General features: G+C 61.1%; 22 protein-coding genes, 1 pseudogene and 1 riboswitch. Of the genes and pseudogenes, 12 read left to right on the forward strand and 11 right to left on the reverse strand.

Features of this window, described 5'->3' with window-relative positions; all coding sequences use genetic code 11:
* Positions 1 to 167: 167 nt before the first annotated feature.
* Positions 168 to 1148: a TIGR00730 family Rossman fold protein gene (locus tag ACRDT3_RS15835; RefSeq protein ID WP_431493894.1), complete on the forward strand. Its 981-nt coding sequence runs from the start codon at positions 168 to 170 to the stop codon at positions 1146 to 1148.
* A 92-nt stretch (positions 1149 to 1240) separates the two neighbouring features.
* Here ACRDT3_RS15835 and ACRDT3_RS15840 read toward each other — a convergent pair whose 3' ends face one another.
* The gene (locus tag ACRDT3_RS15840) at positions 1241 to 2770 is read right to left on the reverse strand and encodes a sodium:solute symporter (RefSeq protein WP_431493895.1); all 1530 of its coding nucleotides are present in this window, start codon (positions 2768 to 2770) and stop codon (positions 1241 to 1243) included.
* Positions 2771 to 3137: 367 nt separating this feature from the next.
* Between ACRDT3_RS15840 and ACRDT3_RS15845 the strand changes: the two genes are divergently transcribed.
* The 3 genes from ACRDT3_RS15845 (at position 3138) to ACRDT3_RS15855 (ending at position 6007) form a co-directional block, all read left to right on the forward strand.
* Positions 3138 to 4793 carry a thiamine pyrophosphate-dependent enzyme gene (locus tag ACRDT3_RS15845; RefSeq protein ID WP_431493896.1) on the forward strand — a complete coding sequence of 552 codons (1656 nt, stop codon included), beginning with the start codon at positions 3138 to 3140 and terminating at the stop codon, positions 4791 to 4793.
* Between the two features lie 264 nt (positions 4794 to 5057).
* Positions 5058 to 5432 (forward strand): hypothetical protein, encoded by a 375-nt coding sequence (locus ACRDT3_RS15850; protein ID WP_431493897.1) that lies wholly within the window; start codon positions 5058 to 5060, stop codon positions 5430 to 5432.
* Between the two features lie 143 nt (positions 5433 to 5575).
* A complete protein-coding gene (locus ACRDT3_RS15855) occupies positions 5576 to 6007 on the forward strand; it encodes an SRPBCC family protein (RefSeq protein WP_431493898.1) in 432 nt (143 codons plus the stop codon).
* Positions 6008 to 6024: 17 nt separating this feature from the next.
* Here ACRDT3_RS15855 and ACRDT3_RS15860 read toward each other — a convergent pair whose 3' ends face one another.
* From ACRDT3_RS15860 to ACRDT3_RS15890, 7 genes are all read right to left on the reverse strand, one after another.
* Positions 6025 to 6777: a polysaccharide deacetylase family protein gene (locus tag ACRDT3_RS15860; protein WP_431493899.1), complete on the reverse strand. Its 753-nt coding sequence runs from the start codon at positions 6775 to 6777 to the stop codon at positions 6025 to 6027.
* Between the two features lie 103 nt (positions 6778 to 6880).
* On the reverse strand, positions 6881 to 8185 hold the full coding sequence (locus ACRDT3_RS15865; RefSeq protein ID WP_431493900.1) for an MFS transporter: 1305 nt from the start codon (positions 8183 to 8185) through the stop codon (positions 6881 to 6883).
* A 128-nt stretch (positions 8186 to 8313) separates the two neighbouring features.
* On the reverse strand, positions 8314 to 8592 hold the full coding sequence (locus ACRDT3_RS15870; protein WP_431493901.1) for an HPr family phosphocarrier protein: 279 nt from the start codon (positions 8590 to 8592) through the stop codon (positions 8314 to 8316).
* 73 nt (positions 8593 to 8665) lie between these two features.
* The gene (ptsP, locus tag ACRDT3_RS15875; protein WP_431493902.1) at positions 8666 to 10327 is read right to left on the reverse strand and encodes a phosphoenolpyruvate--protein phosphotransferase; all 1662 of its coding nucleotides are present in this window, start codon (positions 10325 to 10327) and stop codon (positions 8666 to 8668) included.
* On the reverse strand, positions 10324 to 12321 hold the full coding sequence (locus ACRDT3_RS15880) for a PTS fructose transporter subunit IIABC (protein WP_431493903.1): 1998 nt from the start codon (positions 12319 to 12321) through the stop codon (positions 10324 to 10326). Before ACRDT3_RS15880 ends, ptsP begins: the two co-directional genes overlap by 4 nt.
* Positions 12318 to 13301, reverse strand: coding sequence for a 1-phosphofructokinase family hexose kinase (locus ACRDT3_RS15885; RefSeq protein ID WP_431493904.1), 984 nt, complete (start codon positions 13299 to 13301; stop codon positions 12318 to 12320). The genes ACRDT3_RS15880 and ACRDT3_RS15885 overlap by 4 nt, the downstream gene beginning before the upstream one ends.
* On the reverse strand, positions 13298 to 14074 hold the full coding sequence (locus ACRDT3_RS15890; protein WP_431493905.1) for a DeoR/GlpR family DNA-binding transcription regulator: 777 nt from the start codon (positions 14072 to 14074) through the stop codon (positions 13298 to 13300). Before ACRDT3_RS15890 ends, ACRDT3_RS15885 begins: the two co-directional genes overlap by 4 nt.
* Positions 14075 to 14983: 909 nt before the next feature.
* Here ACRDT3_RS15890 and ACRDT3_RS15895 point away from each other — a divergent pair.
* From ACRDT3_RS15895 to ACRDT3_RS15915, 5 genes and pseudogenes are all read left to right on the forward strand, one after another.
* Entirely contained in the window at positions 14984 to 15514 is a 531-nt protein-coding gene (locus ACRDT3_RS15895; RefSeq protein WP_431493906.1) for a GNAT family N-acetyltransferase, read from the forward strand.
* Positions 15515 to 16693: 1179 nt separating this feature from the next.
* On the forward strand, positions 16694 to 17512 hold the full coding sequence (locus ACRDT3_RS15900; protein ID WP_431493907.1) for a serine hydrolase domain-containing protein: 819 nt from the start codon (positions 16694 to 16696) through the stop codon (positions 17510 to 17512).
* A 395-nt stretch (positions 17513 to 17907) separates the two neighbouring features.
* Positions 17908 to 18354: a cytidine deaminase gene (locus ACRDT3_RS15905; protein ID WP_431493908.1), complete on the forward strand. Its 447-nt coding sequence runs from the start codon at positions 17908 to 17910 to the stop codon at positions 18352 to 18354.
* Between the two features lie 297 nt (positions 18355 to 18651).
* Positions 18652 to 19250 (forward strand): annotated as a pseudogene (locus tag ACRDT3_RS15910) (recombinase family protein).
* A 404-nt stretch (positions 19251 to 19654) separates the two neighbouring features.
* On the forward strand, positions 19655 to 20068 hold the full coding sequence (locus tag ACRDT3_RS15915; protein ID WP_431493909.1) for a hypothetical protein: 414 nt from the start codon (positions 19655 to 19657) through the stop codon (positions 20066 to 20068).
* A 155-nt stretch (positions 20069 to 20223) separates the two neighbouring features.
* On the opposite strand, the gene ACRDT3_RS15920 is transcribed toward ACRDT3_RS15915, so the two are convergent.
* The 3 genes from ACRDT3_RS15920 to ACRDT3_RS15930 all read right to left on the reverse strand — a co-directional run bounded on the left by ACRDT3_RS15920 (position 20224) and on the right by ACRDT3_RS15930 (position 23311).
* Positions 20224 to 20811, reverse strand: a complete 588-nt coding sequence (locus ACRDT3_RS15920) for a DinB family protein (RefSeq protein ID WP_431493910.1) — start codon at positions 20809 to 20811, stop codon at positions 20224 to 20226.
* A 632-nt stretch (positions 20812 to 21443) separates the two neighbouring features.
* Positions 21444 to 21938 (reverse strand): CoA-binding protein, encoded by a 495-nt coding sequence (locus ACRDT3_RS15925; RefSeq protein WP_431493911.1) that lies wholly within the window; start codon positions 21936 to 21938, stop codon positions 21444 to 21446.
* On the reverse strand, positions 21938 to 23311 hold the full coding sequence (locus ACRDT3_RS15930) for an O-acetylhomoserine aminocarboxypropyltransferase/cysteine synthase family protein (RefSeq protein ID WP_332595232.1): 1374 nt from the start codon (positions 23309 to 23311) through the stop codon (positions 21938 to 21940). The genes ACRDT3_RS15925 and ACRDT3_RS15930 overlap by 1 nt, the downstream gene beginning before the upstream one ends.
* A gap of 98 nt (positions 23312 to 23409) precedes the next feature.
* Positions 23410 to 23521: riboswitch (SAM riboswitch) on the reverse strand.
* Between the two features lie 111 nt (positions 23522 to 23632).
* Here ACRDT3_RS15930 and ACRDT3_RS15935 point away from each other — a divergent pair.
* The 3 genes from ACRDT3_RS15935 (at position 23633) to ACRDT3_RS15945 (ending at position 25430) form a co-directional block, all read left to right on the forward strand.
* Positions 23633 to 24193, forward strand: coding sequence for a histidine phosphatase family protein (locus ACRDT3_RS15935; protein ID WP_431493912.1), 561 nt, complete (start codon positions 23633 to 23635; stop codon positions 24191 to 24193).
* Between the two features lie 113 nt (positions 24194 to 24306).
* Positions 24307 to 24804 (forward strand): RNA polymerase sigma factor, encoded by a 498-nt coding sequence (locus ACRDT3_RS15940; RefSeq protein WP_431493913.1) that lies wholly within the window; start codon positions 24307 to 24309, stop codon positions 24802 to 24804.
* Entirely contained in the window at positions 24801 to 25430 is a 630-nt protein-coding gene (locus ACRDT3_RS15945) for a methylated-DNA--[protein]-cysteine S-methyltransferase (protein WP_431493914.1), read from the forward strand. The genes ACRDT3_RS15940 and ACRDT3_RS15945 overlap by 4 nt, the downstream gene beginning before the upstream one ends.
* The last annotated feature ends 83 nt before the right edge of the window (positions 25431 to 25513 follow it).

The raw sequence follows: 25513 nt of genomic DNA on the forward strand, positions 1-25513 counted from the left end.
GTTCATCAGCAGATGAACTGCGGCGGCTCCTTTTCGTTTGCGTAGCGCCGAAGCATGTTGGCCACGGGATTCAGGCACACCCAGATGAAACTCTAGGATTGAATGGTGCCTGCCGGTTGTGCCGAACAGGCGCAAACAGTATGCGGATGTACTAAGAAGGAACTCGAATGCCAGCACAGATCACTGTCAGCGCCGTCATTATCAGAAACGATGCGGGACAGGTTCTGGCCGTTCGCAAACGAGGTACAACATTATTCATGTTCCCGGGTGGCAAGCCAGAGCTGGGGGAGTCGCCTATCGACGCGGCGGTACGGGAAGTGAGCGAAGAACTGGGAGTGAGCTTGGATCCAGCATTGCTGCGTCTCATTGGAACCTTCACGGCCCCGGCGGCTAATGAAGAGGGGCATAGTGTTCAAGCCACCGTATTTGAACATCCTTTGGTTCCGATTGGTGAACCTCTGGCCGAAATTGAGCAGCTGCGGTGGATTGACCCGTCAGCGGAACTGGATGAGCTCGCTCCTTTGCTTAAAGACGAGGTCTTCCCGGTCTTGGCCGCCCAGCACCGAAAGATTCGGAGCCTGGCAGTTTTCACCGGCTCCGCTTCGGGCGATTCGCCTATTTATGAGCAGGCGGCAGAAAACTTCGCGCGCTCTGTTGCTGCCTCGGGTCGAGCAATCGTCTACGGCGGCGGACGGGTAGGCCTGATGGGATCAATTGCTGATGCTGCCCGAGCGGCCGGCGGAGACGTTTTCGGAGTTATGCCGCAGGTCCTGGTTGATGGTGAACTGGCGCATCCGGGTTTAACGAGCTTGGAAGTTGTGCCCGACATGCATGCTCGCAAGCATCGCATGTCAGAACTGGCTGATGGTTTTGTCGCCCTGCCTGGTGGCGCCGGAACGTTGGAAGAGCTCTTTGAAGTATGGACTTGGCAGCAGCTTGGAATCCACGCGAAACCGGTAGCACTCCTGGACGTCGACGGATTCTGGCAGCCGCTGCTGAACATGCTGGACCACATGACGGATCAGGGTTTCCTGGCCCCGCAGTTCCGCGACTCACTGGTGGTGGCCAGCGAACCGGAAGCGCTTTTGGATGCACTGTCTTCGTGGGAGGCGCCGGCAGCAAAATGGGGCGCACGTTCCAAGAACTAAAGACGAGGAATAAGACGAGCCCTGTGCTCAGCGGTGCGCACCACTGAGCACAGGGCTCGAATCTATCTGTCCGGCTCGGTATTTCTGGCGGATTAGAGCGTAGGCTCCTGTGCTGTTGCATTGACCTGAGCGTCCTGGACCTTGCCCGCAACGCGCAGGTTCCAGTGGTCGATCACCTGCCGGTTCGTGGACTTGGTCAACAGCGAAACAGCAATGAACGCTGCTGCCGAAGCGATCAGGCCGTAGTAGATCGGCTCATTGGCGTAGACGCCGTCGAACTTGTTCTCAGCCTGGATCTCCAAGATGATCATCGTGCCCAAAGTAGCTATTGATCCTGCCGCCATGGAGGCCGTGGCCCCAGCGCCATTGCCGCGCTTCCACAGCAGGCCACCGATGATCGCGACCAGCAAGCCGCCCACCAGGATGTCGTAGGCAATGGTCAGTGCTGCGACCACGTCGTCCACCAGGATTGCCAAGGTGACCGTGACGACGCCTAGCACCATCACCCAGATGCGGTTGGCGCGAACATCGTGCTCAGGGTTCTCATCCGAGTTCACCTGAATCTGCTTGCCGAACCAGCTGGCTACAAATGGGGTGACATCCGTGCGCGCTACCGTTGCTGCGGCAATCAGCGCACCGGAGGCGGTGGACATCATCGCGGCCACGGCCGCGGCCATGACCAATCCGCCCACCGCAACTGGCAGCAGCTGAGTGGCGACCTCGGCGTAAACCACGTCCTTGTTATCCGCCGCGCCGGTGATGTTCGGCAGGGCTATCTTGGCTGCCATGCCAATAAGTGCGCCGGCAGCACCGTAGAAGATGCAGTAGATGCCGGCGGTCATCCCGCCCCAGCGGGCGACCTTCGGGGTTTTGGCGGTGAAAACGCGCTGCCAGATATCCTGGCCGATCAGCAGGCCCAAGGTGTAGACCACGAAGTAGGTGATGATCGACTGCAGCCCCATGCCGGTGAAGCTGAAGAATTCGGCGCCCACGCGCTCGCGGATGCCATCCATGCCGCCTGCGGCATGCATGGAGAATGGCAGCATCAGGGCGAAGATGCCGATGGTCTTGATGACGAACTGCACCTGGTCGGCTAGGGTGATCGACCACATGCCGCCGATGGTGGAGTAGATGACCACAATGGCACCGCCGATGGCGATCGCCAGCCACTTCTCCCAGCCGAAGAGCACCACGAAAATGGTGGCGTAGGCGCTGGTCGAGGTGGCGCAGAGCATCAGAGTGTAGGCCAGCATGACAATGCCGGAGGTATTGGTCGCCGCTGCGCTGCCGTAGCGCAGGGTCAGCATCTGCGAGACGGTGAAGACCTTGAGCTTCTGCAGCGTCGGGGCGAAAGCCAGCGACAGCAGGATGACACCTGCGCCAATGGCCACCACCAGCCACATGCCGGAGATTCCGTGCTTGTATCCCAGGCCAACACCGCCCACGGTCGATGCTCCGCCGAGCACAACTGCCGCCATGGTTCCGGTATAGAGGAAGGGGCCCAGGCGCCGGCCGGCCACCAGGTAGTCGCTGCTGTTCTTGGTGCGGGATTTGCCCCACCAGCCAAAGGCCAGCATTGCGGCCAGGTAGGCGGCGACAATCGCGCCGTTGATGAATTCCATGGAGAACCTCGATGTCCGGATAAAGGCAGCGCTTACCGTAAGTAAACTTTTGTTGCACCATAGGCTACTAGTGGCGGTACTGCCGATCAATGGAAACTTTGGTTGTTACTCTCGGATCACCCAGCAGTGGCGCGATGTGAGGAAGCAAACTGTTCCATTCAGTGAAACTTTCTGGACATTTTGCGCCCAAATATGATTCATGGACGGCATCGTGTCACATATGCGTAGCATTCGATCGGCAATGTGTGCAATTGCAGCTTGTTTAGTACTGTTTCACGTTGACGCAGCGTTGCATCATTGGCCAGCAGGGCCGTTTTCCCCGCCGTTGCGTCAGACGATTTCTCGAAACCAGAAAGACGCCTAGAAGATGAGTGAAAATGGTCAGGGCCTGACAAAGAAGTCGGCCGGACACGTCATTGTCGACACGCTTGCCGCGCACGGCGTGGAACGCGCCTACGTCGTGCCGGGTGAAAGCTACCTGGATGTCCTCGATGGGCTGCACAACTCGCCAATCGAAACCGTGGTCTGCCGCCACGAAGGCGGAGCCACCTACATGGCTGAAGCCGAAGGCAAGATGCACCAGCGTCCCGGCATTGCCATGGTGACCCGTGGCCCGGGAGCTGCCAACGCCCACGTCGGACTGCATACCGCATGGCAGGACTCTACCCCGCTGGTGCTGTTCGTGGGCCTGATCCCGTTCGAGCACCGTGAAAAGGAAGCCTTCCAGGAATTCGATCCCAAGGCATGGTTCGGCACCGGCGCCAAGCGCGTGATGATCCTGGACCACGCCGATCGCGCCAGCGAAGTCGTCGCCGAGGCAATGTTCGCTGCCATGTCCGGACGCCCGGGCCCAGTGGTCGTCGGCCTGCCAGAAGACATCATCCGCAACGAAGTTTCCGCGGAAGTCCACCCGGAAATCCCGGTGGCTACCGGCGGCATGACCGTGACCGACTGGAAGTCGCTGAATACCGCCTTGCAGGAAGCGGATAAGCCGCTGTTCATTTTCGGCGGCAACGACTGGTCCCACCAAGGCGCTGCGGACTTCACCCGCTGGCTCGAGGAACACGACCTGCCGGCCGCCGCCGAATGGCGTTGCGAGGGAACCGTGCCTTTCAACTCGCCATCCTACGTTGGCCCGATCGGCTACGGCCGCCCCAAGCCAACCTACGACCTGCTGGAAGAAACGGATCTGCTGATCTTCGTCGGCACAGTCCCAGGCGACGTCATCACCGACGGCTTCAACGTCCGCCAGAACTGGGACAAGAAGAACTTCCTGGTGACCATTGACCCGTCGCTGCGTGGACGTTCCGGCCCGGTGTCGCACCAGATTGTCGCCAAGCCCGATGTCTTCGTCCGCGACCTGCTGCTGATGGATTTGCCGGTCAAGGATTCCTGGAAGGAATGGACTTCCCGGATGCGCGGCGAGCAGGAGAAGTTCGCCGAACTTCCACCAGCACAGCCTTCCGAGGGCCAGGCGAAGATGGCGACCATGATGGCTAATCTGGTCGGATCCCTGCCGGAAGACGCCCTGGTGACCTTTGGCGCTGGCGAGCACACCAACTGGGCCCACCGCTACTTCCCAACCAACGGTTACGCTTCGATGCTCTCGGCACGCAACGGTTCCATGGGCTACTCGATTCCTTCCGCCGTCGCCGCTTCGCTGAACTACCCGGGACGCCGCGTGGTGACCATCGCAGGTGACGGCGAGTTCTTGATGAATGGCCAGGAACTGGCTACCGCCGCCCAGTACGGTGCCACCCCGCTGGTGATCGTCATGGACAACCAGCAGTACGGCACCATCCGCACCCACCAGGAACGCCAATACCCGGAACGGGTTTCCGGAACCCAGCTGGCCAACCCCGACTTCGCGCTGATGGCGCAGTCCTTCGGCGGGTTCGGTGTCCGCGTCGAGAATGATTCAGATGTTCCGGCTGCCCTGGAAAATGCGCTGAAGGCCATCGATGAAAACAAGAAATTCGCGTTGATCCACTTGGTGGTAGAGCAGGGCGTCAAGGCCTACTGAGGCCCAGCAGATACCCGGGGCTGACCATCACGGTATTTCATAAAAATCAGCGGGCGCCATTCACGGCGCCCGCTGATTTTTCACGTGTTTTCGTGTCGTGGATCTTCGTATCATGGGCAGGCTTTCCAAAGAAGCGGTTCCCCAGCTTTAAAGATCACAATTCGACTGGCTGTTCTGCCTTGGCAGGCATGCGCTGAAGAAATAAGATGAATTGCTACCGAATCCCGTGAGCACTAGAACCCCAACCACGAGGTGGATAATCTGATGGCACAGATGAGCGAAGAGCTCATTGAGCAGTGGGCTGACGCTACTGCCGAAATCTACAATGAGTCCCTGACTGGCATTAATCTGAGCCGTTTGCCCGAGGCCGTGGCTCAGTACGTCGAACTCTTCGCGCAGAGCGAGAACTTGACGTTCAATGGGGAGGCCACCCCAACCGATTACTTTGACAATCACCCATTCCTGGCAGTGACCGCGGTGCTCAACAGCCCTGAGGCGCTGGAAGCCCTGGATTCCGACGCGCAGGATGCGTTGGATGCGATGGTTGACTTCACCGAGGCCTGGTACAACTTCGACCTCGAGAACGAGCCAGAACTCGGTATCTCCGAGGCAGATGGCGACGACGAAGAAGACTGGTAGGCCTTCCGCTGCCCAAGAGGCCGGCATCAAGCAGCGTACGCGCGCTTGGTGCCGGCCTTTGCTGTCGGCCTGCGGAAACCGGATTGCATGGCAACAGCCATGGAGCTATTCCATTTGAACGCCGAGGGTGGCACTATGCGGATATGAGCCAGTTCAGCGTTTTTGAGAGCACCGTGGTCATTCACCTGCCGGTGCACCGTGTCTGGGAGCTGCTCACCGATTGGGCAGCAACACCCTTGTGGATCCATGGGATCGGCTCCATGCATTCAGACGACCCGGAACTCAAGGTCGGCACCAACCTGGTTTACCGGGTCGCAGGTCATGAACGCGTGTATCGCGTCCATGACCTGATCGAGAACCGCTTGCTGATCCTGCACACCTCGGAGAATCCGGATGGGCTCTCCTACCGCTACGACCTGAAGGACGACGCGGGGCAGACCGAGGTAGTGCTGCAGGTGGCGATCATCAACCCGGACCTGACGGTGGAGCAGTGCGAGGAGCTGGCGGCAAATATCCGAGAAAGCGAAGGGGACAAGCTGGACCAGCTGCGCCTCTATGCAGAGCAGGCCCCCTGAGTGCCTGGGGCGCTGAACTATTTCGTTGTGCCGGGAGCGGGGGCCGAGGCATAGGCGGCCGAGTTCTCCAGCTGTCCATTGAATAGCTGGTCCACGGTGACCAGGGTGTAGCCATCGGCTTTCAGCTTCTCCACGAGATCCGGCAGTGCCTTGACCGAGCTCTCATGGATGTCGTGCATCAAGATGATGGAGCCCGGATGGACTTCGTCCATGGCGATGCGCACGGTTTTCTTCGGATCGTGGTGCTTCCAATCCAGGGTGTCCACGTCCCACAGCACCAACGGGTAGGGGACCAGCCGGTCATAGACGGCACCATGATTCCCGTAGGGCGGGCGGAAGACGGTGGGCTCGTGGCCGGAGGCCTTTTCTACCGCTTCGCTGGTCCACCCCAGCTCATGCTGGATCTGTTCCCTGGTCAGCGTCGTGAGATCCGCATGGTCCCAGGTGTGGCTGCCCAGCTGGTGGCCTTCGGCAGCCATGCGCTTGACCGCCTCGGGGTATTTGGCAATGTTCTGCCCGACCATGAAGAAGGTGGCGGGCGCCTTAGCGGCCTTCAGCTCGTCGAGCAGCCGCCCGGTGTACTGGCCGGGTCCGTCATCGAAGGTCAGCGCCACGCATCGGGCCACGGCGCAGTCCACCTGCTCGCTTGCCGCAGAGCCAGTCGGCTGCGCCTCGGGGGCAGGCGCTGATGCTGGGGAGCAGGAAACGAGGAATGCCGGGCTCAGCGCCAGCAGGGCCAGGCGCGCCATGCCGGGCAATCGAGAAGTCATCCTTCCACCATCTCGCCCTGCCCGATCCATGCCCGGGAGCCACACGCGGAAATCTGCTGGGAATTTGATCAGCGCCGGCCCAGCGCCAGCTGATCGGGGCCGGTCAGCTGCGCTCGCCGTCCAGGGCCGCCGGGACGGGGTCCGAGAGCGGATGCGCTATTTCGTCGCGGGCGAATTTCCCGGCCCACCATGCGACGATTCCGAACAGCGGCGAGGCGAGGCCGGCAATGACGAATATCGCCTGCAAGCTGAGCACCTGGGTCAGGGGCCCTGCCACCGCCATGGACAGCGGCATCAGCGCCAGCGAAACGAAGAAATCCAGGCTGGAGATCCGCCCGAGCAGGTGGCCGGGAACCCGGCGCTGGAGCAAGGTGCCCCAGATGACCATGCCCACGGCATCGGTGATGCCGAAAGCCAGCAGTATCGCGAAGAGCATCCACGCGGCATCGACGTAGCCCACCAGGGCCAGAGGCAAGGTGCCCAGGCACCAGCAGGCGGTCATCAAGCTCAAGTAGCGCCGCGGGAATTTCGCGGACGCGACCAGCAGGGAGCCGACCGCCGAGCCGAGGCCGAAGAAGGCCAGGGCGAAGCTGAACAGTTTCGCGTCCCCGTGCAAGTTGCCGCTGACGATGAAGGGCAGCAGCACCTCGAAGGGCCCGATGAAGGTGAACACCGAAATGACCGAGAACAGCAGCGTCCACAGCAGCCAGCGGGTGCGCACCGTGTAGCCGATGCCCTCGCGCAGCTGCCGGAACATCCCCGGCTGCCCCTGGCCGTCAACGGGGCCCGGCGCGTTGTACGCCTGGCGGTTGGGGATCCGGCGCAGCATCAGCAGTGCCGCGAGGTGGATTACCGCGATGCCGACGATGGCGTGCGCCGGCGAGAGTGCGGCCACCACGAATCCGGCGGCCATCGGGCCCAGGGCGGTGTGCACCACCGGGCGCGCTGTTCCCTCCAATCCGTTGGCTGCCAGCAGCTGCTCGGCCGGCAGCATCTTGGGCAGCAGCGCGGAATAGGCGGGGTAGAAGAAGGCCGACCCGGCCCCGCCGCAGAAGCCGGCGAGCATCAGGTGCCACAGCTCCAGGGCATCGGCCATGGCCAGCACGGCGGTGATGCCCATTAGCGACAGCGACAGCGCCTCGACCAGCATCACGATCCGCCGGCAGGAATGGCGGTCCGCCATGATCCCGCCGAGCAGGACGAAGCAGAGCAGCCCGGCGGCGCTGGCGGTGGCCACGGCAGAAAGCTGCATGGGCCCGCCGCCCAGCTGGCGCACCTGGTAGACCATTGCCACGGCCCACATGCCCGCGGCAAAGGTGGAGAGAACAAGTGCGCTGGCCAGCAGGGCGTAGTCGCGGTAGGCGAACGGCTTGATGAGGCGCAGCGCAGAGGTCTTGAGCGCGCTCATGAAAGCTCCTGCGGTAGTGCGTAGGAACCATCATCCATCCACTGATTGGGTTCTGTCAATCAGTGGATGGGGTTAAAGAATTCCGGGGACCATGCGATGGCGCGCGGTCCCCGGAATCCAGCTTCGCGCTACTCGGCGTCGTGGTCGGTTTCCAGGATGGCCGCCAACTGCTCCAGGGCAGCCTCGGCCCCTTCGCCCTCGGCACGCAGCACCACGGTGGTTCCGTATTCCGCGCCCAGGCCCATCAGCGAGAGGATGCTGGACGCGTCCAGCGCCTCGTCCACGGGCTCGCCCTCATGGGCGATGGTGACCTCGACCGGCGCCTCGGCCGCGGCCTCGGCGAAGATGGCTGCCGGGCGGGCGTGCAGGCCGACGCGGCTGCCGATGATTGCTGTACGTTCTGCCATGATGGCTCCTTCAGGATCTCTTGAACGGTTGATTGCGGTAAATTCCGGGGGCCTAGAGGCCAAAGCGGTCCAGCTAGCCCAATTGGGCTCGCACGGCGCTGCGTGCCGCTTCGGCCGACTCGGCGTCCAGGGCCAGCTGGGACAGGCGCTGGGCGGTGGCCAGGTCCACGGTGCGCAGCACCGCGGAGACCGGTGCCAAGGCCCGCTTGTTCATGGACAGGGTGTTCACGCCCAGGCCCACCAGCACCACGGCCAGCGCCGGGTCGGCGGCGGCTTCGCCGCACACTCCGACGGGCTTGCCGCCGGCCGCCTGCGCACCGGCGGCGGTGGCGGCCACCAGGTGCAGCACCGCTGGCTGCCAGGGGTCGTTGAGCTCGGCCAGGGCACCGAGCTGGCGGTCCGCCGCCATGGTGTACTGGGTCAAGTCGTTGGTGCCGATGGAGACGAAATCGCAGCGCTGCAGGATCTGGCCGGCCAGCACCGCCGCCGAGGGGACCTCGATCATGGTCCCGGCGGTGGCCAGGCCGGCGGCCTTGGCCAGCTGGGCGAATTCCTGCGCTTCGGCAGGAGTGGAAATCATCGGCGCCATCACCCAGATATCGGCCTGGTGCTCGCCGGCGGCTTGCGCGATGGCCTTGAGCTGGCGTTCCAGCACGCCCGGGCTGGACAGGTCGGTGCGGTAGCCGCGCACGCCCAGCGCCGGGTTTGGCTCGCTGGCATCGGTCAGGAATGGCAGCGGCTTGTCGGCCCCCGCATCCAAGGTGCGCACCACGACCTTGCGGCCGGGGAAGGCGGCGAAGACCGCCCCGTAGGCTGCAACCTGCTCATCATGGGAGGGCTCTTGCTCCTTACCCAGGAAGCAGAACTCGGTGCGCAGCAGGCCCACGCCCTCGGCGCCCGCCGCGGCGGCCAGCTGCGCGTCGTCGCCGCTGCCCACATTGGACAGCAGCGGCACGCGGTAGCCGTCGCGCAGCTGCCCGGTGCCGGAGAACTCCGGCAGCGCCTCGCGGTTGGCGTAGGTGGCGGCCAGGTGCTCTTCGGCCTCGCCGGGATCGGCAATGACCAGCCCGTCGATGCCGTCGACGAAGACATGGTCCCCGTCGGCCAGCGCCGTGGTGCCGCCAGCGGCCACGATGGCCGGCAGGCCCAGCGAGCGGGCGATGATGGCGGTATGCGATTGCGGCCCGCCATCGGAGGTGACCAGCGCCAGGACCTTGGCCGGATCCAGCGTCGCGGTATCGGCCGGAGCCAGGTCCACCGCGGCGAGGATGAAGGGCTGGTCCGAGTCCGGGATGCCCGGGGCGGGCACGCCGCGCAGTTCGGCGACGATGCGCGAGCGCACATCGAGCACGTCCCCGGCGCGTTCGGCCATGTAGCCGCCGAGGGCCGACAGCTGCGTGGCTACCGCGTCGGCGGCCTCCCAGATGGCCGATTCGGCGCAGGTGCCACCGGCTACCAGCTTGGTGGCCGACTTGAGCAGCGTGCGGTCGCTGGCCATCAGCGCGGTGGCCTTGAGCACGGCTTGGGCATCGCCGGTGGCCTGCGCCGCGCGTTCCTTGAGCTGCGCGGCCACCGCTTGCGTGGCCGCGGCCAGGCGCTGGGCTTCTTCCTCTGCGCTTACGCCCTGCGGCAATGGGGCGCCGTCAGCGGGCGGGAGGATGGGTTCGGGCATGCGGCGCACGGATCCGATGACCCGCCCGGCGCTGACGCCTACTCCGGTGAATTTCTGGCTCATGCTGCGGCCTTTGCCTCTTCGGCGGCCCGGACAGGGGCCTTGCGGACATATTTCTTCAGGACGATCACCAGTGCTGCCGAGACCAGAGTACCGATGACGGTGGCCAGCAGGAACATCGGCCAGGTGCCGTCCATGGCGAAGAAGACGAAGATGCCGCCGTGCGGTGCCTGGGAGAGCGCATCGAAGCTCATGATCAGCGAGCCGGTGACCCCGGCGCCCACCATGGAAGCCGGGATGACGCGCAGCGGGTCGGCCGCGGCGAAGGGGATAGCGCCTTCGGAAATGAAGGCGGCGCCCAGCAGCCAGGCCGCCTTGCCGTTTTCGCGTTCCGCCCCGGTGAACAGCTTCGGGGAGACGGCGGTGGCCAGGGCCATCGCCAGCGGCGGAACCATGCCGGCGGCCATCACGGCGGCCATGATCATCAGCGGGGCCGGGTTATCGGCCACCGAGCCGGCACCCAAGCCGGCTACTGCGAAGGAGTAAGCGACTTTGTTGACCGGTCCGCCCAAATCGATGGCCATCATCAGGCCCAGGATCAGGCCGAGGATTGCTGCCGCGGTGCCGGACATGCCCGAGAGCCAGCCATTGAGGGCTTCGGTGAGCTGGGCGATCGGACCGCCGAGGAACAGGAACATCAAGCCCGAAGCGATAATGGAACCAAGCAACGGCACGATGACCACTGGCATCAGCCCGCGCAGCCAGCGCGGCACGGTCCAGGAATTGATCCAGCGGCAGGCCAGGCCGGCGATGATACCGCCGACGATGCCGGCAATGAATCCGGCTCCCATGAATCCTGCCACAGCACCCGCGGTGAAGCCCGGGGCGATGCCCGGACGGTCGGCGTAGGCGTAGGCGATGTAACCGGCCAGCGCTGGGACCAGGAAGCCCATGGACAGTCCACCGATCTTGAACGCCACCGCACCGAGGTAGGCCAGCAAGCCGGCTTCCGGCAAGTTGAACAGCGTATTCTCGGTCAAGTATTGGTCTGCTACATCGGTGATGGCGTATCCGCCGAGCAGGAAGCCCAGCGCGATGAGCAGGCCGCCGCCGGCGACGAACGGGATCATGTAGGAGACGCCGGTGAGCAGTGCGCGCTTCAGGCCTGCGCCGAAGCCTTCGGAAGCCGAATCCTGGGAGCGCTCGCTTGCCGGCCCGTTGCCGGCCGGCACTTTGCGGGCCGCCGGATCCTTGGCCGCGGCCAAGGCGTCCTTGAGCAACTTTTCCGGTTCATCCACACCGCGTTTGACTGGGACCTGGATAACGGGTTTCCCGGCGAACCGCGACTGGTCGCGCACATCGACGTCCACCGCGAAGATCACGGCGTCGGCCTGGGCGATGAGTGCTGGACCCAACGGCTTGGAACCCGAAGAACCCTGGGTTTCCACGGCGAAGTCAACACCGAGTTCCTCGGCGGCCTGCGCCAGGGAATCGGCGGCCATGTAGGTGTGGGCGATGCCGGTCGGGCAGGCGGTGACTGCCACGATCTTCGGACGCGCCGTGGCGGATGGGGCTGCTGCTGGTGCGGCAGCTGGTGCGGCAGGGGCATCGGAGAGCACTTCGGAGACCAGCGCGACGATTTCCTCGTTGCTCTTCGCTGCGCGCAGGGCCGCGGTGAAGGTCTTCTTCACCAGGGCGCGGGCGAGCTTGGAGAGCAGCTTCAGGTGCTCCTTGTCGGCGCCTTCCGGTGCCGCGATGAAGAAGACCAGGTCGGCTGGGCCGTCTTTGGCGCCGAAGTCCACCGGGGTACCCAGCCGGGCCATGGCCAGGGTGGGAACGGCGACCGCGGCCGAACGGCAATGCGGGATGGCGATGCCGCCAGGTACCCCGGTGGCCGTCTTCGCCTCGCGGGCCAGGGCATGCTCGGCTAATTCGGCGGCGTCGGTGGCCCGCTTGGCCTGCGTGATCTGCTGGGCCAGGTAGTTGATGACTTCGGTGCTCGTGGTGCCTAGATGCGCGTCCAGGGTGACGAGCCGGGGTTCGATCAGATCGCTCATGGTCGGGATCCTTGCCTTGGGGTGAGTTCGATGACGCTGACCGCATCGATGCGGAGGTCGGTTTGGGTAGGGATGCTGGAGCCAGGCAGCGAGGCCGCCGCGGTTCCGTAGGCGATGGCTTGGCGCAGCTTGAGCGCTGGCGCTTCACCTGCGGCGTCTGCCAGCAGGTAGCCGGCCAGCGAAGAATCTCCGGCACCCACCGTGCTGCGCGGGGTGATCGGCTGCGGCCAGCCGTGCCAGCAGCCCTCGGCCGTGGCCAGCACCGCACCGTGGGCACCGAGGGTGGTGAGCACCGCGGCCCCGGGGCGGCGCAACAGCTTGGTGCTGGTGCGAGCGGTCAGTTCGGGGTCTGCTTCCAGCTGTGCTTCGCCCAGATCTTCACCCAGCAGCTCGGCAAGCTCCTCGGCGTTGGGCTTGATCAGATCCGGGACGTGGATCGCCTCGTGGGCGAAGAGCTGGCGCAATGGTTCCCCGGAGGTATCCACCGCAATCCTCGGGCATTTCGCGCCGAGCTGCGTGCGCAGCGAAGCGGTGAGCTGCGCGTAGAAGTCCGCAGGCACCCCGCGTGGCAGCGAACCGGCCATGACCAGCCAATCGGCGCCAGTGCAACAGGCGTGAACCAGCTCCGTGAGCTGCTCCAGCGTGGTCGAGTCCAGCTCGGGGCCGGCCTCGTTGATCTTGGTGGTGGTTCCATCCGGGGAAGTCAGCGTCGTGTTGGTGCGCAGCGGAGCGTTGATCTCCAGTGCCCGGTGGGGCAGCTGGTCGGCTGCCAGTGCCAGAATGAGCGGATCGTTGCCGGCTCCGGGGAGCATCGCGAGCGTGGGTTGTCCGGCGCTGTGGACAGCTCGGGAAACGTTGACCCCCTTGCCGGCCGCTTGCACATGGCTGGCTGCGGCTCGTTGCACGGCACCGGGCTGCAGCGCGGCGGCCAGCTCGATGGTTTTATCCAGGGCCGGGTTGCAGGTCAGTGTGACGATCACGCGATTACCACCTCAACGTCGGACGCTTCCAGCGCGGCTGCCAGTTCGGATCCCGGCTGCTGGTCGGTGACCAGGGTGTCGATGGCATCCAAGGAAGCGAAACAGACCAGGGTTTCCTGGTCGAACTTGGAGCTGTCGGCCAGCAGCACCACGCGGCGGGCACTGGCGACCAAGGCGCGCTTGACCGCAGCTTCCAGCGGGTCCGGGGTGCTCAGGCCAAACCCTGCGTGCAACCCGTTGGTGCCGATGAAGGCAATGTCGGCCCGGTACAGGGAATACTCTTGCGCGGTGCGGGCACCGCTGGTGGCCCCGGTGAGGCCGCGGACCCGCCCGCCGATCAGCTCCAAGGCGATATCAGGGCTGTGGACCAGGGCCGAGGCAATGGGCAGGGCGTGGGTGATGACCACCAGTCCGGTTCCGGCGGTGCTCTTGAGCATGCGTTCGGCCAGGATTTCGGTGGTGGTTCCCGCATCGATGATGACCGAGGCATCGGAGACCGGCAGCAGGCTCAGGGCGCGCTGGGCGATGCGGGCCTTGGACTCGGAATGGATGGCGGTGCGCACCACGTAGCTTTCCTCGCGGGTGCTGGCCTCGGTGATGGTGACCGCTCCGCCGTGGACGCGGCGCAGGTAGTTCTCGGATTCCAGCTGGGCCAGATCCCGCCGCACGGTTTCCCGGGTGATATCGAAGCGCTGCGCGAGCTGGGCGACGGTTACTTTCCCGTCAGCTTCCAGCTGCTCGACGATCAGCCGGTGTCGTTCTTCGGCGAACATTCTTGCCTCCGCAATTCCTCATGACCTGCAACACATTGATCTGTGTTTCCATGACTTTATGCCCGATTGTGTGGCATCGTCAAGTGAAAATGTGGGGAATTTTTGGCTTTATTTGGTTTTGAGTGGGTTTCCTAGGCGTTATGCCGAATCGAGGGTGGTAGTCACGCGTCAATCCAAGCTGCGTGCGCCTCGATTCTGGCCTCTGGCAATCGACTTCTGCGCGACCTGAGTTGATTGGAAACCGGGGTAAGGAGCAGGGTATCGGTACGGGCAAGGGCACGGGGCGAGCGGTTCTCGAATTCGAAAGGAATCCCAGGCTGCGTGGAGAACGATTTGCATCAGGGCAAAATGCCTGGATCAAGGCATGCGACTCTCCTGCCTGAATGCACCCGTGCGAGTTGGCCAAAGCGCAGCAGCCTAGTACGTATTCCCTTTCTCCACGGGGATTACTCTGCCAAGGGATGGCTTCGACCAGAGCAGCGTGGAGCCGAGCTGATCCAAGGTCGGTATATGCGCACGGCGAGCAGGTCGATGTCGATGAAAACAAGGGGAGCGTTCTTGGCGTGCCTTACTTTCCGTCAAGAGTCCAGTTGCAACGAAGGGTCAGGCTTCTTTCGTAGTGCTGGAAACACATAGTCTTTTGAGGGGAAATGGCGTGTTGGTGGAGCCTACTTTTCTCTTGCCCTAGGACGTTGAGCACCTGCCGGTGATTTTGTCCCCTGATGAATTCAGGGTTTATCAAATCCACGCAAACGGGCTGCAGCAACGTACGGATCTGGAATTGCCTGCGTCGATCCGTCCGGCAGGGTTGGGGGTTCTATTCGTGCGGGAGCAGGATACTGTTGCCTGCTCCTCGTTGAATCAACTGGTAATCGACTGCCCTTGTTGAGAGTGTGCCATCCTATGAGCATGGAAATTTCAATTCGACGACTGGACCGTGCGGAAGTTGAATTGGTCTGGACTATCGATCGGCGGGAAGTAGTCCAAGAGATCTACCAGGTCTCCGATGGCAGGTTAAGCCTACGTTCCCAGTTTTACGATACCCGTGGGTGGCCTGAAGGTGAGCCGGAGGCCTATACGCCGATCCTTCTTGACTGCTTTGATCATGAGGGTATTTTTCTCGGTGCTTTTACCGGCGGATCTCTGGTAGCAGCAAGCGTGATCGATGTCCGTCCGGTGAGTGATTACCCGAAGTTGCGTCAGCTGGCGTTTTTGCATGTCAGCCGAGACTGGAGGGGCCAGAAAATTGCTTCTACCCTGTATCAATTATGCAAGGAAGCAGTGGAGCGCTCGAGTGGCGAGGGGTTCTATATTTCTGCTACGCCCACGCGAAGAACCGTAGAGTTCTACCTTCACCAAGGAGCTGCGCTGCTCGCAAATCCGGATCGGACCCTTGTTGCCATCGAGCCTGAAGACATCCATCTGACGCACTGGTTTTGAGCACTATGGAACTTGTCCCGTTTATGACTTCGATAAAGTACAGGACGGCTCCGTCTATTGGATCTCTGACGGTCTAGGGCGACTGCAAATCTTGAGTGATACCGCGTTTGTTGAAGGGCCTTAGGTCATAGAGGCAGCCAGGCGAGGTTTGGCTCTGCTGTCGCTGTTCGGAATGCCGATTCGAATGCAAGAAGCCAAGCGGATGAGCGCTGCACGGTTCATTTTTTGCGGACCTATCAGTCCTCCTGTCAAGCTTCCGGTAGCTCATATCGGATCAATTTACTATTGATCGTTTGTGGCAAACCCGCATGAGAACGGACTTCACGAGTCCGGAATAAAAGAACGAACGCCCGGGGTGCTCCAGATGGTTCGGCAATAGTCGCAATCCTTGCACTAATGAATTACGCCGACACTCATGTGGCAAATGCGTTCGGCTACGACGCTTGGAGAGCCGTGAGCGCGTGAATAGATGACGAAGCTGGAGAGCCAGAGTACGAGAGAATCTAGAGTGAATACCGGGAGATTGACTTCCGACTAACAGGCGATTCTAGTTGCAACCGCCGCCTGTGATCTATTCACGAGATTATTCAGCATGGTCTCTTCATATGCCGTTCCCGAGAATCACAAGGGAAAACCCTTTATCAGCCAAAGAGAGTTCTTACCCACGCCGAACAGCCTTCTCCTGCCCAAATGGAGCCAGACGAATAGGAAATTCGCCTGTGAGCAGGCCGCGACTGCAAGTTATGAGTGAACTCGGGCCCACAGCTGTCTACCTTGCGCGCGAGCAGGTCTGAGGTTGTAGATCGCGACTAGAGAGTCTGGCTGGGTATTCGCCGAAGGGCGATGAATCGGGCATGGCCTTCCCATCTCCTGACTTTTTGAAAGACCTAGATTTGCTGAAATTGAGTGTCCTGCTCATCGATGAATGCCCTGGCATGCCATCGGGCTGCTTCACCATTTATTTCGAAGGTATCAATACTCGCGGAACGCTCGATCACGTGAAACATAGTTTGTGGCACTGTGTTTTGTTTCGGTTTAGTCTGAAAAATCTGCTGAGTTTTCATCTGCTGCGTGAATCTTGCGCTGCTGCATGGCAGGCAAGTAAAGAACGATCGTTTGGGATATCAATGCAGTTGGGATCCTATCCCTCTTGTCCGAGCCGGGTGGAAGGATGGAGATATGCAGCATTCTGTCCCTATTTATAGCATCGCGAAATCCTACACCGCCGCCGCTGTTCTCTTGACGTTCCATCCGCAACAATACATCGGTGATCGCCTGGCCTGGCTACCAGCGCATTTGAAGTCTCTGTCGATCGAAGACTTGCTCTCACACCGTTCCGGGCTCAATGACTATTTTGTTTGGCCGGACTATCGAGCAGCAGTAGAGAACGCCGCAGAACCCTGGGATGCAAAGGACATTATCGCTCGTGCAGAGGTGCAAAATCCCGGCGGATTTAGCTATTCAAATATCGGGTATCTGCTTTTACGGTTAGCTCTCGAGGATTTCCATCAGAAGCCTTTTTTCAACGTGCTCGACAGCTTGATCTTTAGCCCCCTCGGTATTAAGGCCTCCCCTTTTGATTCCCTCGAAGATTGGGAACATTGCAATCATCCCGCAATCACTGAGGAACTGCGCAACTACCACCCAGGATGGGTGTACACCGGAACTTTCGTGGCCACACCCGATGAAGCTGCTCGTGGCATTGCGTTAATTATGCGGAACGAGCTGGGATCAGCTTTGCCTGAAGCAATGTTGAAAACCCATTTGGTTGGTGCTCCGCAGAATCATCCGATGTCGCCGGAAGCTGGATACGGGCTGGGACTTATGACGCGCGGTCTACCTACAGTTGTTGTTGGGCATGGTGGGCAAGGCCCGGGGTTCAATCACTTTGCTGCAGTCAGTTCCGATGGTTCTCGCTGGTGCGGAGAGACGAGCGCGCAGGAAGGTGAAGATCAAGATCTGATTCGTCGATGCGTAGCCGCTGTGATTCCTCGGTGAGGACGTAGCAAGTACCACATCGAGAACGATCGTTTATGGCACGAAATCCGTGGTGCATGATATGGACTCCTCAAGCTGCGGTCCTTCGAGCAAATCGGCAACTCGAATGTCTGGTGATGAGGGTGGTCCGGGTGGCGTCCGGATAAGGTCCGCCGTCCCTTCACCGGGCGATTTCTCGGGCGGGGTATACGGGAATCTAAAATCGTTGAGAATTCTATGCTTCTATCAGTTTCCGAAGTCGTCGGCACTTCTGTCCGGAGTCCTCAGCACTGCACCGCGCTGACCGTATGGGGAACGCTCAGTGGGACGGTCGACGGAGTGAATTGACGAGGGAATTTGAAAGGTTAGAACCAGCCAATGATATTTTTCTGAGTGGTTCATGCCAGAATGCGATAATGAAACTTAACCAAGAACTCGTCAACGCGGCAATAGAACACATCAATCGTCGCTGGCCGGATGCGGAACAGGCCGTCGCTGCCGCCTTGTACCTCGAAGATGGACAAATACTAACTAGCATCAGTCTCGACAATTTTAATGCTGCGGCTAACCTGTGTGCTGAAACGGGTGCCATCTGTCAGGCGTACAACATGGATCGACGGGTAACCGCTTCAGTTTGCGTGAGTAGGGCAGCTGGTGAAGACGAAGTTACGATTCTTGCTCCTTGCGGTCTTTGCCAAGAAAGACTCGCACTTTGGGGGCCTGGCGTTCAGGTTGCGGTATCAGATTCAAACTCAGCTGGAGGGTGGACTGCTCGTACGCTGCTTGAAGTCAATCCGTACTACTGGGCCACGGAGTTCACCGACGATGGGGCATGGCCAACTACTGCGGACCACAACGGATAGCTTTAGGAAATACTTCATTCTCGCGCCATTGGCATTCGTACCTCAGGCATTCCACCGGCTAATACAAGGCCACGCTTTACAAACGGCAAAGCCATTGCACTAAGCGGACCATATTGGAGTCGTGCCAGCTTTCAGGTTCCCTAGAAATCAGAGTCTTCGATCTGCCCCGCAAGCCGGTCCTGCACCGGTCAAGACGTGTCGTGACCTAAATTATTGAAGGCGAGGGTTGCCACCGTCCCGTTAACCCCGTCCGGTGATCTGACCGGTAACCGGGTGTCATCTGAAACACTGGTTGGCATGTCTGAATTGTTAATTGGCTATGCAAGGGTTTCCACCGACGAGCAGGATGTCACCGCACAGCGCGATGCGTTGGAGCTACTAGGGATCCATGAGAAACGAATCTATGTCGACCACGGTCTGACGGGCAGCAACAAGAACCGTCCCGGACTGCGTGAGGCAATGGCTGCTTGCCGCGCTGGAGATACCCTCGTGGTGACGAAGCTGGATCGTCTGGCCCGCTCTGTACGCGACGCCCACACCATCGCTGATGAATTAGCCACCAGGGAGGTGAAGCTCAGCATCGGTGGGTCAGTTCATGATCCGACCGATCCCATGGGGAAACTTTTGTTCAATGTGTTGGCCATGGTTGCCGAATTCGAAGGTGACCTGATTCGGGCACGCACGCGTGAGGGAATGAAAGTGGCCAAGGCCAAGGGTCGCTTACGGGGAAAAAGCCAAAGCTGTCCACGATACAGGAAGCGCATCTGGCCAAGATCCATGGCACAGGGGAATACACCGTTGGCGAGCTTGCCGAACTGTTCTCTGTAGGACGGTCAACCGTCTACCGTGCACTGGATCGCGCCGAGCAACAGACAAGAAAAGGCCCTGCCGTGTAGGGGTTCGTTGATGACTAGTAGGCACCTCGTGGATACTCACTGTCTTATGTTGCGGTGTCGTCGACGGCATGCCGCGCTGTCAAAGGCATGTGTACGCCAGGGCCCGGGAAGTGCAGCATGATGATCCAGGGTTAAAGACACGATGTCTTCACCGGTGGTGAGACCGAGCCTGGGTCGTTGGCGTGCGAGGGTGAGAACACCACGGCTGCAAGCTCCATAGATCATGACGCTGACTAGTTCACCGGTGCACTGAGTGCCGATGGGCTGCTACTCTTCTTCTGCGTCACTGGTGGAAGCGCTCTCGCGCTTGTATTGAACCTCGACAAGCCAAATTTGGCCCCGGGAAGATCAGGGATTCGTATCCGAGATGTCCAAGTTCACGCCTCATTCCTTAGCTTTGGGGTATGGATGGCATCCTGTGGTGGGAGATTGAGACGGCCGATCAGGATCAGTTTCAGCAGTTCCATGCGGCGTTGCGGGATTGGTCGTTCGAGCCGGCTTTTGCGGATACGGAACTAGGCGCAGACTACCGGATCATCCAGAGTGAAGACAGGAGTACAGGAGGGCTTCAGCAGGCGATTTCGGCTGCCGCGCTGCCGTCGCCTGGACCACGGGGCTATGTCGCCGTCCATGATCTTGAGGATGCTCTTGAGCGAGTCGTCGAACTCGGTGGGATGATCGAGCGGACAAGGACCGCGCTAGGCGGTGACGACCGCTGGTTCGGAGCATTCCGTGTCTTACCGGCATCTCGTTTGGCCTATGGTCACAGCATCCGAGGCGGCTCTAGCTTCAGCGGGCAACGCTTAGGAGTTGCCTGAATTCTTCGAAGCATCTTGCCTCGCCCCGGTGTTCGGGCCGCGTTCCGGGCGCATTGGTGCCCCGAAATTTTCTGCGTTACGGGCGCAACTAGCAACCCATCATCCTCTTGCTAGGTATTTCTGGCCTTTGACATGGCTAAGCACTAGATGATGCGCTATGCGTTGTCGGCTATTTCTTTCATGCGCAGGCGTTGTTCTTCCCACTGCGCGGGCGTCAGATCTGGAATGTTAGGCGCTGCGGGGCGTAATCCGACGAAACCGTCCAACTGCTCGCGCACGATATCCAAGTGCCCTGCATGGCGATGAGACTCGGCGATCATATGAATCAGGAGACGTTCCACTGTCGTATGACGATGCCTTCCCCACCAGGGAACAACGGCAGGGGAATCCAGATCCGAATGGTCCAGAACCACGTCGGCTGCGATGGTTGCCTCGCGATAGATATTCACGGCATCAGCCAAGGTCATGTTCGGTGGCGGGCGGAAGTCGGCCTGGGCGTCTTCGTCTTCGAAGATGCCTCGGATAATGGGATTCTCAATTTTCTGTCCAAGGCATTCGATGAAATACCCTGATTCAGTGACGGCCAGGTGAAGCAGCAACCCCATGACATGGGTACCTGTTGGTGTCAGGGGCGTGCGCGCTTGGGCGTCGCTCAACCCTTCGCATTTCCACAAGATTGCTTCGCGGGCATCATTCAGATATTCGCGTAGCTGGGCCCCGCTGCCGCTATTGTCAATTGCCATGTGCTGAGTCTAATGCCGTGCAGGGGCCATGTCCCGAAGGATGCTGGCCCGAATGCCAAAGATTCCGCCCGATTTGCTTGCCGGAAAATATGCGGCAGCGGTACAGCAGGTTCCCACGGAGAGGCTTTCGCCTAATTCGGGCAAGGAGCATATCCGGGTGAGCGATCGATCGCGCTTCCGTGAAGGGCATGCAGAGGAAGCAACGTACGGGTCCTCTGCAATTTCGAATCCATCTGGTTCGGCAATTGCCAATCGCCAGTACCTCCCGCCTCCAAAAAATCTTGCCGCGTCCCAGATTCTCCAGCCCATGCAAATGCATTGCAATGCAGCCGCTGCTGTAAGGCGAGGCGGCGGGAGGATACCAGCGAGTAATTCAAGAGTCATTTGCAATTGCAAATCTCGGGCCGGGTGCCGGGCACCTGGAGAACCAGCAACAGATGGTTTCTAAGATCTAGCTGTAGCCAGTCGGTCCTCGTCGGGCGCAATCCGCAGAGCCGCACAACTCAGCAATGCTCCTGGGCAAGCAGCCTAGTATGAACAGCTTCCGAAGAAGAGCTCCGGGCAGCGGCGACAAAAAATGAGTGCATGCAACGCGATGTTGCATGCACTCATTTCTTGCTGTCCAACACTTCCTAGGCGAGGACCTGGCGCTTGGAAGAAATCACGCCGGTGTTGAATCCAGCCAGGCGCAGGCCGCCGTGGAAGCGAGCGTGCTCGATCTTCACGCAGCGGTCCATGACCACATTCATGCCGGCAGCTTCAGCCCGGTGGGCCACTTCCTCGTGCCATGAACCCAGCTGCAGCCACAGGGTCTTCGCGCCTACGGACAGGGCCTCGTCCAGCACGGTAGGCAGGTCATCGTGCTTGCGGAAGACCTCCACCAGATCCGGGGTTTCCGGCAGATCGGCCAGCGACTTGTACACCGGCTGGCCCAGGATCTCATCGAGTACAGGGTTGATGAAGTACACCTTGTACTTGGAGGAGGAGAGCAGGTAGGTAGCCACGAAATAGCTGGCGCGCGATGGCTTGTTCGAGGCGCCGACAATGGCGATGGACTTGGTGTCGCGCAGGATCTCCAGGCGCTGTGCGGCTCCCGGGCCTTCCCAAGTGGTTTCAACGGCAGTCATTAGATTGCTCCTTTCGAAGCGGTTGGCAATGCGCAGGCGGACCCGTCATAGGCCGGTGCCTCGAACCCTGCGGCGGAACCGGCAATCGCTTCCTGCGAGGCGGCCAGCGCCTGGTCCAGATCCCAGAGGATGTCCTCGACATCTTCCAGCCCTACCGACAGGCGGATCAAATCTTCTGGCACGCCAGCGGAGACCAGCTGCTCGGCGCTCAGCTGCTGGTGCGTGGTGGAGGCAGGGTGCAGCACCAGGGTGCGGGCATCGCCGATGTTGGCCAGGTGGCTGGCCAGCTGCAGGGCCTCGATGAACTTGGAGCCGGCTTCGCGCCCGCCCTTCACCCCGAAGCTGAAGACCGAGCCGACGCCCATGGGCAGCAGCTCCTTGGCCTGCGCGTGCTGCGGGTGGGATTCCAGGCCCGCGTAGTTCACGTAGGTCACGCGCTCATCGGCCTGCAACCAGGCCGCGACCTGCTTCGCATTGGACAGGTGGTTGTCCATGCGCTGCGGCAAGGTCTCCAGGCCCTGGAGCAGCTGGAATGCGGACTGGGCCGGCAGGGCCGGTCCGAAGTCGCGCAGCTGCTCGCTGCGCAGCTTGGTCAGGAAGCCGTACTCGCCGAAGTTGTCCCACCAGGAGACGTTGCCGTAGCTGGCTACCGGTTCGGTCATGGTGGGGAACTTGCCGTTGCCCCAGTTGAACTTGCCCGACTCGATGACCACGCCGCCCAGGGTGGTGCCGTGTCCGCCGATGAACTTGGTAGCCGAGTGGATCACGATGTCCGCGCCGTGCTCGATAGGGCGCAGGATGTACGGGGGAGTGAGCGTCGAATCGACCACCAGCGGGAGATTGTGGCGGTGCGCCACCTCGGCCAGGCCCTTCAGGTCAGCGATGTCGCCGGACGGGTTGGCCACCACTTCGGTGTAGACGGCCTTGGTGTTCTCCTGGATCGCCGCTTCGAAGTCAGCCGGGTCATTGGAGTCGATGAAGGTGGTGTTGATGCCGAAGCGGCGCAGCGAGACATCCAGCTGGGTGATGGTGCCGCCATAGAGCTTGGAGGATGCCACGATGTGGTCGCCTGCCTGGGCCAAGGCCGCGAAGGTGACGAATTCCGCGGCCATGCCCGAACCGGTGGCTACCGCTCCGATGCCGCCTTCCAGCGAAGCCATGCGCTCTTCGAAAGCCGCCACGGTCGGGTTGCCGATACGCGAGTAGATGTTGCCGTACTTCTGCAGGGCAAAGAGGTTGGCCGCATCGTCAGCGTCCTTGAAGACGAACGAAGTGGTCTGGTAGATCGGCACTGCGCGTGAGCCGTGCTCGGCATCGGGGGTGCCTCCGGCATGCAATGCGCGGGTGCGGAATCCAAACTTGTGATCTGCCATGGTGGCTTACGACTCCTTGTCGACTGGGGTTTCGCGTGCACCGCAGGGCGGGCCGCGATCGAGGCAGGAATCCCGGAATCAATGTCGCTTCCTGCCGTTCTCCAACGGGTAAGCGGCTGCATCGTTTCTGGCGGTAGCACCGTATCCACCGGATGTGGCAGGTTGCTGCGGCGTCATCGAACCAGATCTCTCAGCCGCTCGGGATGGTGTAATAATCTTCGCAACATGACTGTTCGTGACCCAACTATGAGTCGTAACGTTGCGTATTGGAGCTGATATCGGAGATTCTTCGATACCTGTTGCCCCGGTTAGGCTGGATTCATGGATACTTCTCTGGCATTGGTTCGACATGGGCAGACAGACTGGAACCTTGCAGGACGCTTGCAGGGACGAACCGATATTCCGTTGAACGATACCGGGCGCGAACAGGCTCGCGAGGTCGGACGCAGGCTCATCGGCCAAAATTGGTCGCTGGTACTTGCTTCACCATTGGAACGTGCCCAGGAAACTGCCGTGCTGATTGCCCAGCAGATCGGGGCCGAGACGGGGAACCCCGTCCCGGAACTCATTGAACGCGGCTTCGGCCCGCTGGAAGGCCGGATCATGGCCGAGGTCAGCGACGAGGAATCGGCTGCTGCCAAAGACCAGCTTGAGCCGCACGCCGATATCTTGAGCCGCGCGGTGCCAGCGCTGCTGGACCTGGCCAGCAAGCATGCAGGGCGCAAGGTCATGATTGTCAGCCATGGGGCCACCATGCGCACCATTCGCGATGCGTTGGCCGGGACCAGGGAACCGCAGGGAGTGGAGAACGGCGAAATGCTCGACGTGGATTTGATCCGGCTTGAGCAGATCGCCAGCGAATTGGATTTGGTGGCACTCTAGGAATCCATGGGGTTGCGGTGCGAAGGAAATTTTTTCATTCACGCCTCACAAAATCGGCTCCAGGTACGTTTACATGGTGAGAAGCCATGAAGGCGCTAAATTCCAGGAGAGCCATGCAAGCACCGTTCGAGCGGATAGTCCACGACTATGGACTGAACGTCCTGCGCGTTTGCCGTGCCCTGCTCGACGAGCATCGCGCGCAAGACGCCTGGTCCGAAACGTTCCTCGCCGCGCTCAAGGCGTACCCGCAGCTGCCTGCCGACGCCAACGTCCTGGCATGGCTAGTGCGTATTGCCCGGAACAAAGCCATCGACGAGTTGCGCAGGAACAAGCCGGAAATACTCATCGACCAGTACGTGGATGGCCCTGCCCCGTCGGCCCAACGGCCGGATCTGCAGTTGGAAAACCTGCAGTTGTGGCATGAGGTGAACCAGCTTCCTGGCAAGCAGCGGCAGGTTGTGGCCTATCGGTACCTGGGCGGCATGAGCTACGCGCAAATTGCCGGAATCCTGTCCGGCACCGAAGCCGCTGCCCGGCGATCAGGCGCCGATGGGATCAAGAATCTGCGGGCCCGGATGCATGACCAAGCACTATGGCGGGAGCAGCCATGAACGGAAAAAATTATCAGCAGCAGGCCACGGCCGCTGAAGCGCAAATCCTCGACTCGCTGCAAAGCCAGCTCGTTGAGCGGGCCCGTGCACGGGAACTTGTTGATGTCGCCTATCGCGTGGTCGATAGCCCCGTGGGGGCCTTGTTGCTGGCCAGCACCGATGCTGGGCTGGTGCGGGTCGCTTTTGAATCCGAAGGCCATGACCGGATTCTGGAAGTGCTCTCGGAAAGGCTCAGCCCACGCATCCTGCGCGACAAGTCGAGCTTGGACGGGGCCGCCCGGCAACTGGATGAGTATTTCGCGGGCGAGCGGCATGGCTTCGATCTTCCGGTGGACTTGCAGCTATCCACCGAGTTCCGCCGCCAGGTGCAGCAGGAACTGGGCCATATCGACTACGGGCATACCCTGAGCTACGCCCAGCTGGCGCAGCAGATCGGCAAGCCGAAGGCGGTGCGGGCTGTCGGCTCAGCTTGCGCCACCAACCCGATTCCCATCGTGCTGCCCTGCCACCGGGTGCTGCGCACCGATGGTTCATTGGGCGGCTACCTGGGAGGCTTGGAAGCCAAGACCGAACTGCTGAAGCTGGAGAACCCGGACTTCGCCGGCGGCGCAGCGACGCTGTTCTGACTGGCAATTCCCGCCTAAAACAAATGCTGGGCTGCTGCTTCCCTTGCGGGAAGCGGCAGCCCAGCACTAGTTGCTACGAGCTA

It is taken from the genome of Glutamicibacter sp. (assembly GCF_050701915.1).
Taxonomy (GTDB): Bacteria; Actinomycetota; Actinomycetes; order Actinomycetales; family Micrococcaceae; genus Glutamicibacter.

Excerpts from the sequence above, each read along its gene's own strand:
- ACRDT3_RS15865 (WP_431493900.1), bottom strand. The coding sequence starts at position 8,185 with ATGAGCGCGCTCAAGACCTCTGCGCTGCGCCTCATCAAGCCGTTCGCC.
- ACRDT3_RS15930 (WP_332595232.1), bottom strand. The coding sequence starts at position 23,311 with ATGGCAGATCACAAGTTTGGATTCCGCACCCGCGCATTGCATGCCGGA.
- ACRDT3_RS15905 (WP_431493908.1), top strand. The coding sequence starts at position 17,908 with ATGAAACTTAACCAAGAACTCGTCAACGCGGCAATAGAACACATCAAT.
- ACRDT3_RS15850 (WP_431493897.1), top strand. The coding sequence starts at position 5,058 with ATGGCACAGATGAGCGAAGAGCTCATTGAGCAGTGGGCTGACGCTACT.
- ACRDT3_RS15855 (WP_431493898.1), top strand. The coding sequence starts at position 5,576 with ATGAGCCAGTTCAGCGTTTTTGAGAGCACCGTGGTCATTCACCTGCCG.
- ACRDT3_RS15925 (WP_431493911.1), bottom strand. The coding sequence starts at position 21,938 with ATGACTGCCGTTGAAACCACTTGGGAAGGCCCGGGAGCCGCACAGCGC.
- ACRDT3_RS15890 (WP_431493905.1), bottom strand. The coding sequence starts at position 14,074 with ATGTTCGCCGAAGAACGACACCGGCTGATCGTCGAGCAGCTGGAAGCT.
- ACRDT3_RS15860 (WP_431493899.1), bottom strand. The coding sequence starts at position 6,777 with ATGACTTCTCGATTGCCCGGCATGGCGCGCCTGGCCCTGCTGGCGCTG.
- ACRDT3_RS15915 (WP_431493909.1), top strand. The coding sequence starts at position 19,655 with ATGGATGGCATCCTGTGGTGGGAGATTGAGACGGCCGATCAGGATCAG.
- ACRDT3_RS15845 (WP_431493896.1), top strand. The coding sequence starts at position 3,138 with ATGAGTGAAAATGGTCAGGGCCTGACAAAGAAGTCGGCCGGACACGTC.
- ACRDT3_RS15935 (WP_431493912.1), top strand. The coding sequence starts at position 23,633 with ATGGATACTTCTCTGGCATTGGTTCGACATGGGCAGACAGACTGGAAC.
- ACRDT3_RS15945 (WP_431493914.1), top strand. The coding sequence starts at position 24,801 with ATGAACGGAAAAAATTATCAGCAGCAGGCCACGGCCGCTGAAGCGCAA.
- ACRDT3_RS15880 (WP_431493903.1), bottom strand. The coding sequence starts at position 12,321 with ATGAGCGATCTGATCGAACCCCGGCTCGTCACCCTGGACGCGCATCTA.
- ACRDT3_RS15900 (WP_431493907.1), top strand. The coding sequence starts at position 16,694 with ATGCAGCATTCTGTCCCTATTTATAGCATCGCGAAATCCTACACCGCC.
- ptsP (WP_431493902.1), bottom strand. The coding sequence starts at position 10,327 with ATGAGCCAGAAATTCACCGGAGTAGGCGTCAGCGCCGGGCGGGTCATC.
- ACRDT3_RS15940 (WP_431493913.1), top strand. The coding sequence starts at position 24,307 with ATGCAAGCACCGTTCGAGCGGATAGTCCACGACTATGGACTGAACGTC.
- ACRDT3_RS15835 (WP_431493894.1), top strand. The coding sequence starts at position 168 with ATGCCAGCACAGATCACTGTCAGCGCCGTCATTATCAGAAACGATGCG.
- ACRDT3_RS15920 (WP_431493910.1), bottom strand. The coding sequence starts at position 20,811 with ATGGCAATTGACAATAGCGGCAGCGGGGCCCAGCTACGCGAATATCTG.
- ACRDT3_RS15870 (WP_431493901.1), bottom strand. The coding sequence starts at position 8,592 with ATGGCAGAACGTACAGCAATCATCGGCAGCCGCGTCGGCCTGCACGCC.
- ACRDT3_RS15840 (WP_431493895.1), bottom strand. The coding sequence starts at position 2,770 with ATGGAATTCATCAACGGCGCGATTGTCGCCGCCTACCTGGCCGCAATG.
- ACRDT3_RS15895 (WP_431493906.1), top strand. The coding sequence starts at position 14,984 with ATGGAAATTTCAATTCGACGACTGGACCGTGCGGAAGTTGAATTGGTC.